At 35.6% G+C, this 17,511-nt stretch carries 22 protein-coding genes; 5 read left to right on the top strand and 17 right to left on the bottom strand.

The genetic code is table 11. From position 1 onward, the window contains the following. Positions 1-117 precede the first annotated feature (117 nt). The 10 genes from CN601_RS20675 to CN601_RS20635 all read right to left on the bottom strand — a co-directional run bounded on the left by CN601_RS20675 (position 118) and on the right by CN601_RS20635 (position 6,194). A complete protein-coding gene (locus CN601_RS20675; protein ID WP_098172201.1) occupies positions 118-312 on the bottom strand; it encodes a hypothetical protein in 195 nt (64 codons plus the stop codon). Beyond that, positions 312-980 carry a hypothetical protein gene (locus CN601_RS20670; protein WP_098172200.1) on the bottom strand — a complete coding sequence of 223 codons (669 nt, stop codon included), beginning with the start codon at positions 978-980 and terminating at the stop codon, positions 312-314. Before CN601_RS20670 ends, CN601_RS20675 begins: the two co-directional genes overlap by 1 nt. Next, positions 973-1,395, bottom strand: a complete 423-nt coding sequence (locus CN601_RS20665) for a hypothetical protein (protein ID WP_098172199.1) — start codon at positions 1,393-1,395, stop codon at positions 973-975. The genes CN601_RS20670 and CN601_RS20665 overlap by 8 nt, the downstream gene beginning before the upstream one ends. Before the next feature lie 385 nt (positions 1,396-1,780). After that, positions 1,781-2,065 (bottom strand): hypothetical protein, encoded by a 285-nt coding sequence (locus CN601_RS26600; protein WP_142317390.1) that lies wholly within the window; start codon positions 2,063-2,065, stop codon positions 1,781-1,783. A 251-nt stretch (positions 2,066-2,316) separates the two neighbouring features. Beyond that, on the bottom strand, positions 2,317-2,445 hold the full coding sequence (locus CN601_RS27655) for a hypothetical protein (protein WP_257131769.1): 129 nt from the start codon (positions 2,443-2,445) through the stop codon (positions 2,317-2,319). A 27-nt stretch (positions 2,446-2,472) separates the two neighbouring features. Continuing rightward, on the bottom strand, positions 2,473-2,619 hold the full coding sequence (locus CN601_RS27070; protein ID WP_179865635.1) for a hypothetical protein: 147 nt from the start codon (positions 2,617-2,619) through the stop codon (positions 2,473-2,475). Positions 2,620-2,636: 17 nt separating this feature from the next. Beyond that, positions 2,637-3,506 carry a hypothetical protein gene (locus CN601_RS20650; RefSeq protein ID WP_098172196.1) on the bottom strand — a complete coding sequence of 290 codons (870 nt, stop codon included), beginning with the start codon at positions 3,504-3,506 and terminating at the stop codon, positions 2,637-2,639. Further along, positions 3,478-3,738: a helix-turn-helix domain-containing protein gene (locus CN601_RS20645; protein WP_098172195.1), complete on the bottom strand. Its 261-nt coding sequence runs from the start codon at positions 3,736-3,738 to the stop codon at positions 3,478-3,480. The genes CN601_RS20650 and CN601_RS20645 overlap by 29 nt, the downstream gene beginning before the upstream one ends. 1,860 nt (positions 3,739-5,598) lie before the next feature. Beyond that, a complete protein-coding gene (locus CN601_RS20640) occupies positions 5,599-5,844 on the bottom strand; it encodes a hypothetical protein (protein ID WP_098172194.1) in 246 nt (81 codons plus the stop codon). 20 nt (positions 5,845-5,864) lie between these two features. Beyond that, a complete protein-coding gene (locus tag CN601_RS20635) occupies positions 5,865-6,194 on the bottom strand; it encodes a hypothetical protein (RefSeq protein WP_142317389.1) in 330 nt (109 codons plus the stop codon). 216 nt (positions 6,195-6,410) lie between these two features. Here CN601_RS20635 and CN601_RS20630 point away from each other — a divergent pair, with 216 nt between their 5' ends. Next, on the top strand, positions 6,411-6,662 hold the full coding sequence (locus CN601_RS20630) for an XRE family transcriptional regulator (protein ID WP_098172192.1): 252 nt from the start codon (positions 6,411-6,413) through the stop codon (positions 6,660-6,662). Positions 6,663-6,684: 22 nt separating this feature from the next. Here CN601_RS20630 and CN601_RS20625 read toward each other — a convergent pair whose 3' ends face one another. Both CN601_RS20625 and CN601_RS20620 read right to left on the bottom strand, forming a co-directional pair. After that, on the bottom strand, positions 6,685-7,281 hold the full coding sequence (locus CN601_RS20625; protein WP_179865634.1) for a replication-relaxation family protein: 597 nt from the start codon (positions 7,279-7,281) through the stop codon (positions 6,685-6,687). Further along, positions 7,278-8,528, bottom strand: coding sequence for an FtsK/SpoIIIE domain-containing protein (locus tag CN601_RS20620; protein ID WP_098172190.1), 1,251 nt, complete (start codon positions 8,526-8,528; stop codon positions 7,278-7,280). Before CN601_RS20620 ends, CN601_RS20625 begins: the two co-directional genes overlap by 4 nt. 289 nt (positions 8,529-8,817) lie before the next feature. Between CN601_RS20620 and CN601_RS20615 the strand changes: the two genes are divergently transcribed. Further along, complete coding sequence (locus CN601_RS20615) at positions 8,818-9,018, top strand: helix-turn-helix domain-containing protein (RefSeq protein WP_098172189.1); 201 nt, start codon at positions 8,818-8,820, stop codon at positions 9,016-9,018. Between the two features lie 69 nt (positions 9,019-9,087). Continuing rightward, positions 9,088-9,426, top strand: coding sequence for a hypothetical protein (locus CN601_RS20610; protein ID WP_098172188.1), 339 nt, complete (start codon positions 9,088-9,090; stop codon positions 9,424-9,426). 252 nt (positions 9,427-9,678) lie between these two features. On the opposite strand, the gene CN601_RS20605 is transcribed toward CN601_RS20610, so the two are convergent. The 3 genes from CN601_RS20605 to CN601_RS20595 form a co-directional block, all read right to left on the bottom strand. Next, positions 9,679-10,242 (bottom strand): recombinase family protein, encoded by a 564-nt coding sequence (locus tag CN601_RS20605; protein ID WP_098172187.1) that lies wholly within the window; start codon positions 10,240-10,242, stop codon positions 9,679-9,681. A gap of 548 nt (positions 10,243-10,790) precedes the next feature. Continuing rightward, positions 10,791-11,204 carry a phBC6A51 family helix-turn-helix protein gene (locus CN601_RS20600; protein ID WP_098172186.1) on the bottom strand — a complete coding sequence of 138 codons (414 nt, stop codon included), beginning with the start codon at positions 11,202-11,204 and terminating at the stop codon, positions 10,791-10,793. Between the two features lie 568 nt (positions 11,205-11,772). Beyond that, on the bottom strand, positions 11,773-12,639 hold the full coding sequence (locus tag CN601_RS20595) for a tyrosine-type recombinase/integrase (protein WP_098172185.1): 867 nt from the start codon (positions 12,637-12,639) through the stop codon (positions 11,773-11,775). Positions 12,640-12,736: 97 nt separating this feature from the next. On the opposite strand from CN601_RS20595, the gene CN601_RS27065 reads away from it, so the two are divergent. Further along, complete coding sequence (locus CN601_RS27065) at positions 12,737-12,874, top strand: hypothetical protein (RefSeq protein WP_172444389.1); 138 nt, start codon at positions 12,737-12,739, stop codon at positions 12,872-12,874. A gap of 245 nt (positions 12,875-13,119) precedes the next feature. Here the strand turns inward: CN601_RS27065 and CN601_RS20590 are convergent, their stop codons facing one another. Further along, entirely contained in the window at positions 13,120-13,569 is a 450-nt protein-coding gene (locus CN601_RS20590; RefSeq protein WP_098172184.1) for a hypothetical protein, read from the bottom strand. A gap of 558 nt (positions 13,570-14,127) precedes the next feature. Between CN601_RS20590 and CN601_RS27060 the strand changes: the two genes are divergently transcribed. After that, the gene (locus tag CN601_RS27060; RefSeq protein ID WP_179865633.1) at positions 14,128-14,274 is read left to right on the top strand and encodes a hypothetical protein; all 147 of its coding nucleotides are present in this window, start codon (positions 14,128-14,130) and stop codon (positions 14,272-14,274) included. Positions 14,275-14,407: 133 nt separating this feature from the next. Here CN601_RS27060 and CN601_RS20585 read toward each other — a convergent pair whose 3' ends face one another. Further along, positions 14,408-17,491 carry an MMPL family transporter gene (locus CN601_RS20585; RefSeq protein WP_098172183.1) on the bottom strand — a complete coding sequence of 1,028 codons (3,084 nt, stop codon included), beginning with the start codon at positions 17,489-17,491 and terminating at the stop codon, positions 14,408-14,410. Positions 17,492-17,511: the final 20 nt, after the last annotated feature.

The following is a 17,511-nucleotide window of genomic DNA, read 5'->3' as shown; positions in this document are numbered from 1 at the left end:
GCTTAGTTACGATTGTCGGAACCTTTAAACTTTCCTTACCTGGGCGTGTTAGTTCGCGAAGTGTAATTTTTTTAGCCATCGTTATTCACCTCCTTCTAAATATAAAAAAGCGCCATATTAATTAGCGCTCTCTTCTGTTTCTTCATTTGACTGATTATTTAATTGCTGCTTTACCGCCGCATATGTTACACGAGCTTCAACTGACCCTAAAATACGTGCTGCAGCAGCCATTTTCGTTAAATCGTCTTCAGTTAATACACTTTTTTCAACTAATTTCTTTCTCATTTGGTTAATAACGATATGTGAGTTCATTATTTAACTTCCTCCTTGATTTCGCTTAATTTTTCGATGTACTTAAATCCGTCCGGGTATTCTAAGAAGTTAGAGTTTAGCTCTCTATATGCTAAAACTAAATCATGAATATTATCCGAAATTGTATTGAAATACTCGAAAGGATTACTTAAGTAATTTAAAACGCTAGTTTCTCCTGATTCTCTAGCCATCTTACTAATTTCCAGGGCTTCTTCTGTTAAATCTTTATACTGAGTTTTAAGAGATTCTTGATCGAAATACGCCGACATAAGTAAATTCATACCAAGTTCGGCCTTTTTGATTACTTCTGGGCTAAACTCCGAATATACTTCAGTTCTAAATTTTGACCACTCTTTTATAACGTCGGTTTTACTAATCTCACTAAATTTAGCGTTCACTACCTTCATTGCACTTTCAAATTCAGAATTAACGTAAACCAAATCAGCTTTTAAACTATCAATTTCTTTACGGAGCTTTACTTTCTCTTTTTCGAAATCGGCGTTCTCTTGAATTTCTTTCGTAACCAGCATTTCTAATTCGACTTTCTTTTCTTGAATCTTCGCATTTAAGTCATCAACTCGGCTTTGATACTTAGAAATCCACTCTTGTCTCGCAACATCCTGCGCTTTATATTTATCTAATAAATCAAATCGTTTAGTTTCATTCATAATTGTATTTACCCTCCATTTTAGTAGTTAATTTTCTTATTAATCTATAAATCCAAGCGTTAAACCTAGACGGCTCTCGTTTCGGTATTAACGTTGGGAATTCATGCAACTCTTGTAAAATAGATAACTCTTGTCGTACTAAATCGTCCATCTCCGGCATTTCTAACTTGTAATGAACTGCGATACCTGGCATTCCTCTATAATAATGAAGGAACGGAATGATATCCGATTCAATTTCGTAGCCATAAAACGAATGATATTGTACGATTGTCTCAACGCCCTCTAAGAACTTCGCTTCGGATTCAAACGGTCCGCAGATACCATCGCAGTAATGACCATCGGACCCGTAGAACAACGCGCAATAGATTGTAAGTCCATCAACCTCGCGCTTCGATATCTTTATATACTGTCTCAATCTCCGCTCATCCTCTCGCTCAATGAATTACGTCTTTCTACCGCATCTATTCCCAGGCTTACGGTGTCAAATCGTAACCGGTTCAAGTACTGAAAATCTAGCTTTACGTTAGCTCCTACGAACGGCCTGTTCTTGCGGACGAATTCCGCTTTCTTTTTAAAGTAGTTAATCGTAGAGATAAATGTTATTTCCGTCGCATCGTCCGGGGCTTGGCGTAAAATTAACGGGATAACGTGCTGCAATAATCGGCGCTGACTCGAAAACTCTGATCGCAACAAGTAAAGCGAGGCTATATAGATAACCTCGCCGTTTTTGTCTATTATCTCGACTCCTACTCCGTGCGCCTCTGAATCCTTCGAGAATACCGCTAAGTAAACTCGTAAACTCATTCTTTACCATCCTCTGCTTCATTTTTGAAATTAACCTTCATTTGCTCGACTTCAGTATCGGTGAGCTTTTTATTTATTAGGCTCTCGGTAAACTCACGCACGAAAGTAGTCCATAACTCCTCTGTAAATTTATCGCTAGACGAGTAAAAATCATAGATATGACGTTGCCCTTTACTAGAATTGCATCTTCGGCAAACAGGCAGTAAGTTTAACGGAAGGTTTAATCCGTGATAGCAATGATCGATCGTAGCTTCCGTAGGTGTTCCGTTAGCTCCGTCCATTTGTACACCGCAATAACTGCACGCCCTTTTACGTAATAACTTTTCGATTTCCTCAACCGATATTAATACGTCTCTATTGTGACGGATTGAGTATTTACGCAGTCTTTCACGTAAGTAAGCGCCTTGACTTATTCGGTATTCGCGCCTACATTTTCGGCACCTTTTCCTTACACCGTCTTTGTAACGCTTATCCGTTTCGAAAGCTGATTTCGGCTTTATTTCGTCACATACTTTACATTGGCGTGTTTCCATCATCGTTTAACACCACCTTGCTCGACGATTTTATCTAACTTAGCGTCGATTTTTCGTAAAATATCCGCGATATCGCCCATTGATTTAATAACTACCTCGATTGCTTTTTGCTCGTTTCTCTCACTCATTCTCACTCGCTCCATTCGATTTTAGTTTTAGTCGTTCAAAGAACGCTCTAGCTTAGCGATGGTATTCCGCATCTCATCGAATACCTTCACTTTTCCACTCTTTTCAACCTCGACTAGCACTCGTAAATACTCAATTAACGCATAAACTTCGGTTCGTTTTTCATAGTCCATCATTCGTAGCTCCTCTCTCTTCACTTTTTCGCTCTCTTACGGAAAGCATTACGTTTAATTGAAAATAACTCGACTAGCGACGGATCAGGCTCGCCGTCTTTGCGGTAGAATATCGCAGGATTAATACGGTAAAACGTTTCCGATGTTCCTACCGAGATATCCACAAATACGAAATGATCGCCAACTTGCATACGTCTAAACTTGTTATAAAGAGTCTTTTCGTCGATTCCAGTCAGCTCTGCGATTTCCGACTTATTTAGTGGCTCCGTATAGTCCATATCATTCTCATAAGGATTAGCGCAAAGTGTATTCGTTTCTTGATGCACGTACGGAAGCAGCTTATAAATAAAACCTAAGTCCGCTTGTTTAGCGCTCTTATATAACGATTTAACCGCCGTACAGAACGACTTAATTACGCGAGGGTCTTCAATTTTACCTTTATAGTGATAAGCTCTATTAACGTAATAAACCTTTTTAGATACCGTTATAATGTCGTTATTCTTCATTACTTTCATAAACGCATCGAACGTATTTTCACTTACGTCGAGTAGCTCGATTAACTCAACTCGATTTAACGGTCTACTATTTACGCTAATCGCACCTTCATAGTCGATATAGCATTGCAAGTATAATAAGTAGCCTAGATGTGTCATTTTAATATCGTTAGGCAATGATTTAACGGCTTCCATATCCGTAAATGTAAACCACTTATCGCGACCTTTTTTCGCTTCGTTACGAGATTTAAAGGCTTCGGCTTGCTTTACGCTAACCATTTTGTGAGTTGCTGCAGGCGCTTGGATAAGTAGCTCGCCCGTTTCCGGATCGATGACCGTTTTTACCTCTGTAAAATACTTATGCTCGTCAGTTAATCCCTGGATTTTTGTGTTCATACAATTTCTCCTTTGAATGTAATTTGTAAGCTTGCTTTAATTTTTCTAATTTGTAATCGCTCAGTTGAAACTCCCGTATTACTTTATTTGCAACCTTTGGAGTAAGATTGCGCTCATCCTTTTCTATTCGATAAATTAGCGAAGCTGAGATACCACAAAGAGCGCTCATCTCGTCCGCGGTTAATCGATAAAACATTCTTATAAACTTGAAATCTTCGTTTTTTAGATACATATAAACCCCTCCTTATTTGTCCTTTTTTTCGTACATTTCGGTAAAATAAAAAAAGCTACCCCGCGGAGGTAACTTAAGTTAGCGAATATTTAGGTGTTCCTATAAGGTATAGGCGTTAAGAGCCTAAAAACATGTATAGGAATTATGTTTTTTTCTTCTTCATATATAAGGATAACTAAAGGCATAAAAAACACCATTCTATTAAAAAAATTTATCCCTCACTATATAGGCCGTGGGAAGACGAAAATTATCGTATCCTTATGAAAAAAATATATCTCTCATATATAAGGATAACTAATCGGGTAAATTATCGTATTCACCGCAAATTTTTTATTACTACACTATATAAGCCGTTAAACTGTTAAAAGTGTGTATACGTTAGTAATTATTTCTTTCATATATAGGGATACATATTACACAAAAAGATGTAGTCTAATCGAAAATATTTTTATTCCTCACTATATAAGCCGTTAAAAGGCTGAAAATACACCATTACAGATAAAAAATTTTATCCTTCACTATATAGACCGTACTAACTCGAAAAATATGGGTACCTCGAAAAAAAAACTTTCCATATATACGGATACATATCGTAATGAATTATCGTATTGGATCGTTAATACTTCTCTCATAACGTATAGGCGTTAAGAAGCGTAAAATGGTGTATTCGAAATTAATTCTCTTCATAATATAGCCCGTTAAATGACATAAAAAGGTGTAGTCTAAATAAATATTCTTTTCAATACGTAGGACAGCAAATCGTAGAAAAGTATCGTATTCAAATTACGAAAATTATCTCCTCACTATATAAGCCGTAAGAGCACGAAAAATATACCCTCTGAATTGAATTTTTTATCTCTCATATATAAGGATAACAACTGGCCTAAATTATACCCCTCATATATAGGGATACATTTTAATAGGAAAAACACCCACGCAGTAAAACTTATTCTTCAATATATAGGCCACGAAATGACGTAAAATGGTGTATTCGGACGGAAAGTTTTTTATCTCTTACTATATAAGCCGTGAAATTGAATAAAATATGTACATTTAAGGTGAAATTTTTATCCCTTCTCTATATAGGCCGTGGGAATGAGTAAAATAGGGTAACCAAAGTAAAAATATTTTTATTTCTCACACTATAGACCGTACTAACACTAAAAAAACAAGGTTCTCATAACGTAGGACAGCAAATGAGCCAAAATTACACCCATTACCATAAAAAATTTTTGTTTCTATACTATAGGCCGTACTAAAAGATAATATGTAGGGTATCCCTTACTTATATGGATAACTAACGGTGTAAAATGGGGTATTCTAATCGAAAATATTTCTATTCACCTTATACTCCGTACTAACCGATAAAAGTTGACGCCTTCATTATATAAACCGTACTAACTGATAAAAGTTCACGTTTTATAACCTTCTCAATACGTATAGGCATTAAGGATTAAAAAATACACCATATAACTATAAAAAATTACTCCTTCATATATATGGATAACCAACGCCACAAAAGATGTATATTATCGATAAACTTTTTCGAAATTTTTTTATTAAAAGATAGCGCTACGATAGTTGCGCCATATTTATAATTCTTTAAATGATTCTAATTACTAATGCTTCTTATTTATGTGACGCCGATCCGTGTGACTAATCCGTGTGATTATCGGAGCAAAACAAAAAGCCGAGTCATACCCTCGCCTAGCGGGTACGATTCAGCTATCCGTAATGCAAGTATTTCATACCGTCCATTTTTACCACCTCACGTAGTTGCCGCTACATGATGCTACGTGTCTTAAGTTGTTTGCCGACAACCATTTTATTTTAACAGGGTTATTGCCGTAACCCTATCGCTTATTCAAGAATTAAGTTAATTAGTAGCTCCGGATTATCGCTTAAATGGTCTTCGCCGTCGTTATCTAAATCTACAACAACCGCACCTTCAGTTGGCGACGGATGAGCGTGATATATTGCTACGCCACCGATAGCGTCCGCAACGATTACTACACCCGCTTCTACGCAATATACACCGATTTCGTTCTCCTCTTCTCGAAAGTGATCCTCATAACGATATTCGACTACAACGCTTCTTCTCTCCATTTTCAATTCCCCCTAATTAATTAGTTTTTATTTGCTAAACTTTCGATAGCTTTTATAAATGGTTTACTTACTAACAATTCTTGATTTTCTTCAATAATGTCGATACTTAATCCGTCGACGTAACCGCCTACAGTCTTAATATGTAGATCGAAGGATTCTTCATCGATAACTATCTCTTCTTGATTGCGTGCAAGTTCTTCGTCTAAAATTCGGAATACAAATTCGCTGCTCTCTTCAAACAATTCAAGAAGTATGTGAGGTGCAATACGATATACGTCTTTTGTTTCGGACCAGGTTTCGCCGTTAAAGTCTTTACCTGTGCGAGTAAATTTCGTTGTGGGGAGTGTCATAGCGTAACCCCCTTCATTTTCGTAACTAATCCAGTTAAACATTTTATTGCCTCCTCAACTGTATTTTGACGACTGAAGTATAACTTCTGACTTAATAATATAACTACAGGAGTCATACGTCAATACTTTTTTTAAAAAAATTTAAAAATAAAAGTATGACTATAGAAGTATGACGGTATATAATAGAACTATCGATAAAGAAAGAGGGCTATTACTATGGGATTTAATTTTAAGTTAGCTGGTATCTTAAAAGATTTAGAACAAACCAAGAATAGTATTGCAGTTGAATCTAAAGTTAGACCTGCTACAATACATGATCTAGTTGAAGGAAATACTAAAAGAATAGAACTTCCTACTATAGAAAGAGTGTTAGATACGATTAATAAAGTTGCAAAAGATGCGGGTAAAAATAAGACATATACCTTAGACGATTTAATTGAGTACACAAAAGAAGACGCCGATGAGTAATCGGACGTCTCTTTTTTTTGCGCTAATTCATCGCGTAACTTAAAAGTAGTTCGTTCGCATTCTTAAATTGATATATTTCTAAGAACGTATCGATTTCGTAAGGTGTTTCGGAAAAAATAACGATATAAGGAAAGCGCGCGGGCTGCGGTTGCCACGGTAAAGACGCCCAAGCATTCGAGTGATAGTACTCTTCATACCGTTTAATCTTTTCGTCCATAACGGCTTTAGAGTATTTCGTAAGTTGGACTTCGACGAAAAATGGCGTTCTTTTCATTATCATAAAAGCGTCCGGCTCTACGGTTTTCTTCGGACCTAGCTTCGGCTCGACGTCGAACGTACCGATATAGTTTTTTAATGTTTTGTACACGTTGAATATTTCTAAGTAATGAGGGATTTTTTGCGATGTCTCTTTAATTGGGTTTTCTTTAGCGAAGTAAATTGCGGGATTTTGTCTTTTAGATTGTTTAATAAGACCACGATCTCGTAATCTTCTTAATACTTGGTTGCAATTTGAGACTGCGCTTTTCTTGGTTGAAAAAAATAGATTAATAAGATCATCGCGTCCCAAACATTTAAACTTATTTAGTGTAGAAAGTATTTCTAAATCTCGACTATTCACTTTAATACACCCCAGACGATAGCTTTTTTCTCCTTGCCTTTCTTAGCTTGCTTCTTGCTCGGCTTTGCTTCTTCCGTAGGCTCTAATTCCTCGATAACGGGCTTTTCAACTCTTAGAGGGTCTAACATTTCTTCCGCAATTACTTCATTTAATAACGGTACTTTAACATCAATTAGACCTATTGTAGATTTCATTTTCATATGTCCTTTAATTTTTATTTCCTCACACCCTTTAGTATCAATAATAATCTTACTATTCGTTGCATCTTGTTGCCTTCCACCAATGCGAACAGTTAACAACGCTTTAATTATTCCTTCAAGCACATCTGAATCTGGTCTTTGAGTGCTTAATATCAAATACACTCCTAAAGCACGGCCGATTGCAGCAATTTGTTTAATAGCTTTTATAGTACCTTTCCCTTCAATCAAGGAATATTCATCAATACATACGACAATATAAGGCGGTTTTACTTTTTTAGGAAGCCTGTTAATATGGGGCACTCTATTCTTTTTTAATAATTCACCTCTTTCTTTCAATTCGTTTACTAACTCATAAAAGCGTTTTTCAATTATTCTATTTTCGTGTGTGTTTTCTATAACATGTGGTACATCATCGAATATAAAAAACTCTGATTTTTTTAAATCAAATAAATATAACTTTAATTCTTCTGGTGTTTTATTAAATATTAATGTTGTCAATATGGATCTTAATAAAACACTTTTCCCGCTACCCGGCTCACCTGCGATTAATAAGTTAGGTTCTTCCACCATGTCATAAGAAATAACATTTCCACTTATATCCCTTCCAATATAGATCGGCAAGTTGTATTTTAAGTTCGATTCAATAGATGAGTAATTGTAATTATATTTTTCTTTTAATGGGTTGTTTACATAAACATATAGTACGAAAGTTTTAGAGCTTACTTTTTTTAGATGGACGTTAGTACCGAATTCTTGTTCAAAGACATACGCTTTCTTCGCTAAATCACCTGGATCGAAACCTCGAGGTAAGTTAAGGACAGCTTCTATACCATTCTCTAATAATCCAACTCTGACAATCTGCGGATACACTTGGACATCCCCGTATTTTCTAAACATTTCACCCAATTCGAAACACTCTTTTATCTTTGCTTCAAACAATTTCTTCGATTCTAACTCCTTTAAATATTCTGAATATTTTTTTATCATTTTCCATGTATAAAGAGCGACCCTTTTGGGCATACTCGGTGTTCCCTTTTCCTTCTCCATCTCTCTTCTCTCCCCCTCTTATTTACATAATTTCAACTTTACCGTTAAACCAACGTTAAACCCGTAATTGGTTAACTTTCGATGGTTAATCAAAAAGTTAGTTCGATAGTTAACTCGAAATATGATCGTTAGTTAATCAGCGATAAAACGGCTAGTTAATTAACTCTGTTTTAAATAGTTAACTAATCCGCTTAATATTTTATATGCGGCTGGTTAGTTATTATTGCAAGTCCGCTTGATAAAGGAATTTGTACTTTTTTATCGAATTATTTTATCGAGGTGGTTAACTTTGTTCGTTTCGAAATTAAAGGAAATTTTAGACGATCGCGGAATTAAATATACTCACGTTGCTAAAAAAGTAAAGATAAGCAATACGACGATGAGCTCATTAATTAATAATCAATCGGCCCCAACATATAAAACGGCTTACTATATTGCGAAAGAATTAAATATGAAGATGGAGTCGATCTGGTACTTTAAAGAGGGCTAGTAGAAGGATAATCGAAAAGCCTACCGAATAAGGTTATTATATAGATGGAAAATTTTAGGGGGCTTTATAATGAAAAGATCAATTAGAAGTATCGTATTAGGAACCGCAATCGCTACCGGACTAATTATCGCTAGTGGCTGCTCGAATACTACGGAATCACATGAATCTACGGGTAAATCCGTTGTTATAACGAAGGCAGAGTTCGATCAGGTTCAAAACGGCATGACAACGAAGCAAGTATTCGATATTATTGGCGGTAAAGGCGAGGTAATGAGCGAAGCAGGCGAGAAAGATAAGCCAGGGTATACAATTCTTTACACTTATAACGGTAAAGGAACGGGGGCTAACGCTAACTTTACGTTCCAGGACGGTAAGTTAATGGCGAAGGCTCAATTCGGATTAAAATAACGCAAATAGGCTTAATATGCACGAATGTCTATTTACATTTTGTTTAAATGGAATATATTGTAAAGAGTAGTTCTTGTTTGCTCAATATCACCTACCACCACCTATTTTAACCCAAAAGAGAAACTCCGGTGTTTCTCTTTTTTTATTTTACAAATGTAAACCCCGAGTTTATTTTTATTGCGCGGATTTTTAATGCACCAGAAAACGCATTTTCGAAGGGGCCGGTTGGGGGGAACGAAAAAAAAGGTCGACCTATTGAGCCGACTCTCGTTCGTTCTTATAACGGATAAGTGTCCGCTTCGGTATGCCCGTCTTCGCTTCTACTTCTCTATACGTATGGCCTTCGTTAAGTAATCCTAACGCATGGTCCACTTGCTTCTTCGAATACTTACGCGGTCTTCCTTCTCGATAGTCTGCGCTTTGCTTAGCTAACGCCTTGCCTTCTTGCGTACGTTCTACAATCATATTCCGTTCCATTTCCGCAACTGCTAGCATCGTTTGTAGGAAGAATTTCCCCATCGTAGTATCCTCTAATAATCCGACGTTTAAAACGTGGACTTTTACGCCCTTTCCGAAAAGGCCCTCGATAATCTCGATACCTTCCTTCGTATTCCTCGCTAGACGATCGAGCTTCGTTACGACTAAAGTGTCGCCTTCTTTTAACTCGCTTAACAGGTGATTAAACTCCGGACGGTCCGTCTTCGTTCCGGTAAACTTCTCCTTATAAATAACTTCGCAGCCTTCGCTCTCCAAGTGATTCGTTTGTACCGTTAAGTCCTGCGCTACAGTTGAAACGCGAGCATATCCGTACTTCATATTCGCCACTCCTTCTGCGCTAACTTATGTCACTAAGTTTAGGCACCGTTTATACCTTGATATTATCACGTTGGAATTACGGTGTCAATACTATTAAGTTATGTCACCAATTACGTAACCCCCTGAGTTCAAACCCGCGTCAGTACTGGCCCGAAGTTGCTGAAATATTACGTAGTATTACCTCGAAATGTTGCAATTCGTTGCGCCAATAATCTTAATTAACGTTGATCCTACGCTATTTATTAAAAAATGCCGTTTGCAACACTGAAAAATTTCGGAGGGGCGTCCGTCAGAGGCCTCGTGCTACTTAAAAGTCTAACTTTGTATAGTACAAAAGCCCCCGCAAACGTTGATATGATGCTATTCGTTAATTAAAACCTCGTTAGACTCAAACATTTATAAATCTATATTAAAGATATTGGTTAAAATAAAACGATAACTTAAAAGGAATGATTTGCTTGGAATTATTTACATTTATTGTATCCCTATTTATGTTTGGATTTCTTTTGTTGTGTGCTTGGGTTTTACGCAAACTCGACGAATAAAGTTTACGCAATATCGGTTTCATCAACATCAAATCGCTTGCTAAACGCTTCAATCTCATCGTCCAAGTTGTCGTAATCTACCGTGTTATCTTCTTCGATATACGGCGCTCTTGTTACCTCTACTTTATCCGATAACATTCCGTTCATCTGAAGTAAAAGCTTCGCTGCGGCAGCATTTCCGCCTTTGATGACCATATCCGTTAAAGCTTCGATCACTTCCGGTAATCTATTACGAGATTGGCGCACCATTTCCGCCTTAAGCTCCTTCTCAAATAACGGTTGTTTACGCCAGTTAAATACCGTTGCTCTACTTACTCCGCACTTCTTAGCGATTTCTTCAATCGTAAGTCCTCCGTTTTTAGGTTGCGCTAAATATTGTATTGCGATGTACTGCTCCGTTTTAATATACTTTGCCATGATATCGTTCTCCTTTACGTTTTATTATTTTAAGACATAAGAAAAGCGCCCCCTATCGGGAACGCCGTCTATTGTTTATTTTCGATATAACTTATATATTATCGATAATATTTAATATAAAGATAGCCCAGCCGTAATGAGCGTTAGCGAATGTAGGCGGGGCCAGTGTTGTTATCTTTTCCTTTATCTTCGGTATGAACGTATAGAGAAGATAAAGAATAAATTTTAGCCCTAAATCGGCTGTAACCGTTGGGAGAGTAAGGCTCAAGCCCTTTTTTCGAACCCAAAAAAAATGCCGATGTTTGGCCAATTTACCCCAAAAAAATGCCGATGATGTTAGACTCGTAAAGTGTTGTAAAGCTAATTAACCGCCCCTAGTATGCTTATTTTTGGGAAGTTTTGCGAATAAAAAGACGCCCAATATGAGCGCCGTTTGTTCGTTCATTTAATTAAAGATGTAATAAATTCGCTAAAGTTCCGAGTATTGCTCCGCCAAGTAATCCTAATATCACGTGCATATTTCACACCCCTTTACGGTTAGTGTGCCGAAATCTTTCCGAAATATTCATCAGGATAACGGTGAATGCTTACGTCCCCGTTCTAATATTACTTTCTGCTCGGTCCCTTCAACATATCTTTGCGTAGTTGATATTTCGGTATGACCAAGCAGTTTAGAAACGGTAAACAGGTCGACATGATCTAGCATAGATGTAGCGTAAAATCGTCGGAAATTGTGCGTTAATATTCTAGCATCTAGTCCGATTGCCTCGCAGGCCTTACGCAGAACATTCCGAGTAACAGTATAACTTATCATTGTTCCGCGATTAGAGAAGAATAAGTACGGACAATTGTCGCTATGAAGCTGTTTTTCTCTTACGAGTTGATAGCGAAATAGCTGCTTATGAAGTACGTCAGAAATCGGAACGAATCGCTCTTTATTACCTTTCCCTTTAATTCGTATCTCATTTTCGTAGATATCCCCTAATTTAATATGACAAAGCTCTGCGTTTCGGATGCCAGTTTCAGCGAAAAGTGTAATGATCGTTTTATTTCGTACATCTTGGAACCTTTTTCCGCGATAAAAATCTAACATTGATTTAATTTCTCCGACATTGTACGGTTTAATTACGCTAATTTCCTTCTTAACGTTTTTTATTTTATCGGTAGGATTCCGTTTAACGATTTCCTCTTCTACTAGCCAGTTAAAGAATCCGCGAATGATTCCTAGCCTCGTATTAATTGTACCGCCTTTAAGGTTGCGCTCTTGGCAGTCGTAAAGATAGTCCTTGACCATGCTTCGGTCAATCTCTTCGATATCATCCGTTTCGCACCAATTGAAAAAGTGCTTAATATCCTTGCGGCGAGCGTCAAGAGTATTCGGGCTAATTCCTTCGATTTTTGAATCGCGTAGATATGCGTTTAGATATCTTAGCATAATATTTCCTCCTAAATGCGCTAATGCTTGTATATTGCGCTCATTTTCCGAAGAAACCCCGTCATATCAACGTTTACCCCACCAAGATATGCGAAACATGCTAGTATACGACCGTTTCGAACGTCCTCTATTCTTATTTGCAAATGAATTTACTTTCAACCGCTTTAAAGAACGTCATGAGGAATTAGAATTAGTTGAAGCTCTTGATGTTAATAATGAGATACAAGTTGATTAATGTTATTTGAGGGTTAAAATACAGGGAGACAGGGGATAATTCCTCTGTCTTTTTTCTATAATTATTTCATACTTCCTTTTCACTTTATAAAATCGTTATGTAACTAACGCATTGCATTAGTTGAATTAGCATTAAAAAAATTGATTTCACCAAACAGTCTTTTTAGTACGCAAAAATCAATATTTTAGTTTAACAGAGCCTTATTAAAAAAAAGAAACCCATAAGATGCGGTTTCTCTTTTTCATTTATTCTTTAATTTCTCCTGTTTTAATGCCTAAATCAATTAAATTCTTATTCATTTTATCAAAGTACGTTGATACATCTTTTATATTATTTTTACCCGTAGCGTCAGTCATTAATATAAAGTTATCATTCCATTCACTCACATACTTTTCTTGTTTCATACCTTTTACACTGTTAGCTAGTTCAAGATAGTGACTTGAAGCTTTGTTTTCTTTGTCTAATAATTTGGTATAGTCGTCTGGTGTTATTTCCTCATTGTTTGATTCTTTTACCATTAATTTTAGTATGGAAATTTTAATATCCTGCATGGCTTTAACCATTTCACTATAATTTTGATGAATTTTTTCCTTAGTTTCCGCAGTTACTTTGCCTTTATTATCATTTACACTCTGACAACCAGCTAGACCAGTTAACATTGCTATTGCTGAAATTGACACAATTAATTTTTTCAATTGGATTAACTCCTTTTAACATATCGTTTCTTAATAATGAATGGGCAATCGCTATTGCTTAGAAATAAACATGAAACCTCACCTTAAATCAAATGAATATTTTATACTCTAAAACAAATACTCTATAATGTAGGTCTTGCTTATTACAACCAATCTCTAGTATACCTCTACGACCTACCTATGTACACTCAACACCTGTCTTACTGACAGGTGTTTTTAATTTTAGACTATTTATTTATAAAATACACAGACTACGATAAGATGAGCCAGCTCTGCTCCTTTACTATCATCCCTGCAGAATAAATAACTCAACTATTTTTTCCCGTAGTTAAAGATAAAACTTTTTTATACATCCTTCTTTTTTGAACTATTTTCCATTTCAGCAGACTTCATCGAATCCTTGTAGAGTAGTTTCACTAAGAATCGATACCTATCAACTATCCAGACTTCAATATACTTTTCCATAATTAACCCTCCCATTTAGTGTCCAGACATCTTGATATAATCTTGTATTCTCCCTCTCACCCCTAGTCCCCACTGTGTTTAATGGGTCGATATATGTGTAACATGTTAGTATATGACCGTTTCGAATGCCCTCTATTCCTATTTGCAAATGACTTTACTTTCAATCGTTTTAATGAACGTCATGAGGAATTAGAATTGGTTGAAGCTCTTGATGAGAATAATGAAAAACAAGTTGATTAATCAAAAAGCGAATGTTTTTACATCCACTTTTTTATATTGTTGAAAAAAATTTATAGGTGTTTAAAAACTCAAAAAAGCCGACTCTACTAAAATTAGTAAGTCGACTTTCTCCTAAATAATCTTAAAAGTTTTATTAGATTACATGTTTTTCTGAACTGATTTTATCATTTTTTTTGCTTGAAAATAAATTAGCTAATGCTTCTGGTAAGGCGATCATAGCCGGTAGGAAGATTGGTAGTAAAATAAAGCAAAGTACTACTAGACCTGTTATTACCGCTATAGCTAGTTCAAACAATAATAAAATCCCAGAAGGCATAAGTGTTGCAAATGTACCACCAAGTATGATTACTGCTGATATAATTACCCCACCTGTATGCTTAGACGCTAATACGATCGCTTCTTTTGCAGGCATATCACCATACTCTTTAAATCTCATCATTAAGAATATGCTGTAGTCTACTCCTAAAGCAACGATAATGATGAACGAGAAGAATGGGACAAATGAAGATATTCCTTCATAGCCTAGTAAGTTTATGAAAATATAATTAATCATAAACATTGCAGTATAGTATGCACCTAAAAGTGATGCTGTAATAAATACTGGTGTCCAGAATGATTTTATTACTAAGAACAATACAAGTAATACGCCAATAATTACAATTGTTGTTGTTTTATTTAGATCACTACTTAAAATATTGTTCATATCGTTTGTAGTTGCACTTGGTCCTGCAACTCCTGACTTAGCATGAGAAAGCTCTGTGCCCTTTAGTCCATTTGAAACAGCTGTATCTATTTTCGTAATTGTATTCAAAGCTTTTTTAGAGTATGGGTCGTCTTTTAAAACGACAGTAAGCTTTGTGATTGTTCTATCTTTTGACATAAACATATCAAGTGATTGCTTAAAGTTCTTATCAGTCAATGCTTCTTTTGGAATAAAGAACGTTTTATTTGAGTTAAATTGTGTTAAGAAATCGTTTGTTTTCCCTAATCCATCAGAAATTTTTTGTAAGCCACCTTTTACATCAGACAGTTTTTGTCCAAAAGTACTAAAACCATTAATGCCAGCTACAAGTTGCTGCTGACCAGATTTCATTTGACCAAGTCCATCTGATACTTTATTCATATTTGTTACAATTTTTCCTAAACCTGATGAAGCATCACCTAAGCCACTTTCAATTCTTTTTAATCCATTAGACATTTGAGCTAAACCAGTGCTCATACTAGAAAGATTTTTGTTTGCAGTAGCAAAGCCTGAAGTGACAGCATTGTAGTTAGTATTTAATGCTTTTATCCCTTCTGGTGTGATTTGATTTAAAGCTGCAATTGTTTGATCAAGTGTTTGTTTCAATGCTTGATAATTACTGTCACTATTTGAATTAGCGTAACTAGTTCCTAATGCAGTTACCATTGATTGCATTTGTGAAAGTGCACCTTTCATACCAAGGAGCGCTTGGGCTGCATCTTGATAATGAGATCCCATTTCTTTATAACCTGACTGCATTTTTTCGTAATTACTAGCTAATAGTGAAATACCATTACTCATTTTTAATAAATTCGTATCAATTGTCGCTAAACCATTACTGATCGTTTGTGATTTACTTGAACCATCATCGATCCCTGCTTGTATTTGTTTAATACCGCTACTTAAGGCTGTTACACCATTTTGTAGTTCAGTAGTACCATCTACCATCTGATTAACTTTTGAAAAATCTGCTGATCCAAGTTTATCTTGAGCTAAGCTTAATCCATCATGTATTTCGTTCACACCATCTTGTGTTTTCGAAATTCCATCTGTAACACTTCCCATTTGACTATCAACATAAAAACTATCTATTTGCTTACCTTCTGGTTGTGTTACGGAAGAAACTTGCTTAACTCCTTTTATAGTTTTAAGCCTCTCAGTAACATTATCAATTACTGCAAGTGATTGATTGTTATCAAGTGCTTTGTTATTCTCAATGACAACTGTAGCAGGCATTGCCTGACCTTTACCAAAATGATCTGCTACTATATTGAAACCTTTTGATGAAGGATATTTATTTCCAAGTTCTCCAATGGTATCAAAGTTTAGTTTTTCTTTATGAAAATAAACCATAGGAGATAATATCAGTAAAATAACAAAAACCGTTATAATCGGTTTCTTAATAGCAAACGCAGACGAATTACCAAAAAACTTGTTTTCCTTATGTCCACCAACATTTTTAGAAGGCCAGAAAAGTTTTTTTCCTAAAACCTTCATGATAAACGGTGTTAAAGTTAAAATTTCTAGTAATAATATACATACACCAATTACAACTACAACACCTGATTTATAAATTGGAGATTCAGCAAAAACAAGTGCAAGGAACGCGATAAATACAGTAAGAATACTATATGCGATCGTTTTACCTGCTGTTTTATATGTGTTTACAATTGAATCATCAACTGAATTACCTATTGAAAGTTCTTCTCTAAAACGATTAAAAAGAAGGATATTATAATCCGTACCAACACCAAAAAGAATTAGTATTAATAGCATTTGAGTTAGACTAGTGATTGGAAATCCAGCTTTATCAATTAATTGAGCTGCAATCCCCATTGAGCAAAGATAAGAAAATGCAACTGCTATTAATGATACAAACGGTGTAACAATTGATCTAAACGCAATAATTAATACAACTAAAATAAATATAACTGTAAGTGCAGCACTTTTTTCTACACCTGATTGTGAAGCTTTTAAATAATCATTATTGATAAAGTCTTCACCGCTAAGATAATATTTAACCGGAACATTACTTAGCTTTTGATCTAGTTGTTTTTGGATATCATCTATTTCTCTTCCGTTTTTATCAAGTTTATAACTCACCATTAACGTTTTACCGTCTTTTGAAATTAATGAACTTTTTGCATTCGGAATACTAAATGGATCAATAATTTCCGATATTCTTAGTTCTTTACTACTATCGCGTACTGCTTTAACAGCATCGCCGATTTTTTCCATTTCATCATTGGAAATCTTGTTTTTATCATAAAAAACAATTAAGTTATTCGTCCCTTTTGTTGTATCCATTTTTTTAAGGATATTATCTGCCATAACGGAAGGAGAATTACTATTTGCCCCTTCTTGCCCTTTATTCCGTAGTATTGCATTAATGTCAGGCTGAATGACAGTCAGTACTACAGTCGCAACTAACCAGATTGAAAAAATGATCCAGCGACCTTTTATTATTTTTCGCATTTAATCCCCGCCCAATCTCT

It is taken from the genome of Bacillus sp. AFS017336, assembly GCF_002555445.1.
Classification (GTDB): domain Bacteria; phylum Bacillota; class Bacilli; order Bacillales; family Bacillaceae_G; genus Gottfriedia.
Note: the sequence above shows the minus strand (reverse complement) of the source record. Positions and strands in the feature narration are given on the sequence as shown.

Coding starts and splice junctions, on each gene's coding strand:
- CN601_RS26600 (WP_142317390.1), bottom strand. CDS start 2,065: ATGGACGGAGCTAACGGAACACCTACGGAAGCTACGATCGATCATTGC.
- CN601_RS20600 (WP_098172186.1), bottom strand. CDS start 11,204: ATGGCAAAGTATATTAAAACGGAGCAGTACATCGCAATACAATATTTA.
- CN601_RS27070 (WP_179865635.1), bottom strand. CDS start 2,619: ATGATGGACTATGAAAAACGAACCGAAGTTTATGCGTTAATTGAGTAT.
- CN601_RS20675 (WP_098172201.1), bottom strand. CDS start 312: ATGAACTCACATATCGTTATTAACCAAATGAGAAAGAAATTAGTTGAA.
- CN601_RS20620 (WP_098172190.1), bottom strand. CDS start 8,528: ATGGAGAAGGAAAAGGGAACACCGAGTATGCCCAAAAGGGTCGCTCTT.
- CN601_RS27060 (WP_179865633.1), top strand. CDS start 14,128: ATGTGTAACATGTTAGTATATGACCGTTTCGAATGCCCTCTATTCCTA.
- CN601_RS20650 (WP_098172196.1), bottom strand. CDS start 3,506: ATGAACACAAAAATCCAGGGATTAACTGACGAGCATAAGTATTTTACA.
- CN601_RS20595 (WP_098172185.1), bottom strand. CDS start 12,639: ATGCTAAGATATCTAAACGCATATCTACGCGATTCAAAAATCGAAGGA.
- CN601_RS20645 (WP_098172195.1), bottom strand. CDS start 3,738: ATGTATCTAAAAAACGAAGATTTCAAGTTTATAAGAATGTTTTATCGA.
- CN601_RS20640 (WP_098172194.1), bottom strand. CDS start 5,844: ATGGAGAGAAGAAGCGTTGTAGTCGAATATCGTTATGAGGATCACTTT.
- CN601_RS20670 (WP_098172200.1), bottom strand. CDS start 980: ATGAATGAAACTAAACGATTTGATTTATTAGATAAATATAAAGCGCAG.
- CN601_RS27655 (WP_257131769.1), bottom strand. CDS start 2,445: ATGAGTGAGAGAAACGAGCAAAAAGCAATCGAGGTAGTTATTAAATCA.
- CN601_RS20610 (WP_098172188.1), top strand. CDS start 9,088: ATGAAAAGATCAATTAGAAGTATCGTATTAGGAACCGCAATCGCTACC.
- CN601_RS20635 (WP_142317389.1), bottom strand. CDS start 6,194: ATGACACTCCCCACAACGAAATTTACTCGCACAGGTAAAGACTTTAAC.
- CN601_RS27065 (WP_172444389.1), top strand. CDS start 12,737: ATGCTAGTATACGACCGTTTCGAACGTCCTCTATTCTTATTTGCAAAT.
- CN601_RS20630 (WP_098172192.1), top strand. CDS start 6,411: ATGGGATTTAATTTTAAGTTAGCTGGTATCTTAAAAGATTTAGAACAA.
- CN601_RS20585 (WP_098172183.1), bottom strand. CDS start 17,491: ATGCGAAAAATAATAAAAGGTCGCTGGATCATTTTTTCAATCTGGTTA.
- CN601_RS20605 (WP_098172187.1), bottom strand. CDS start 10,242: ATGAAGTACGGATATGCTCGCGTTTCAACTGTAGCGCAGGACTTAACG.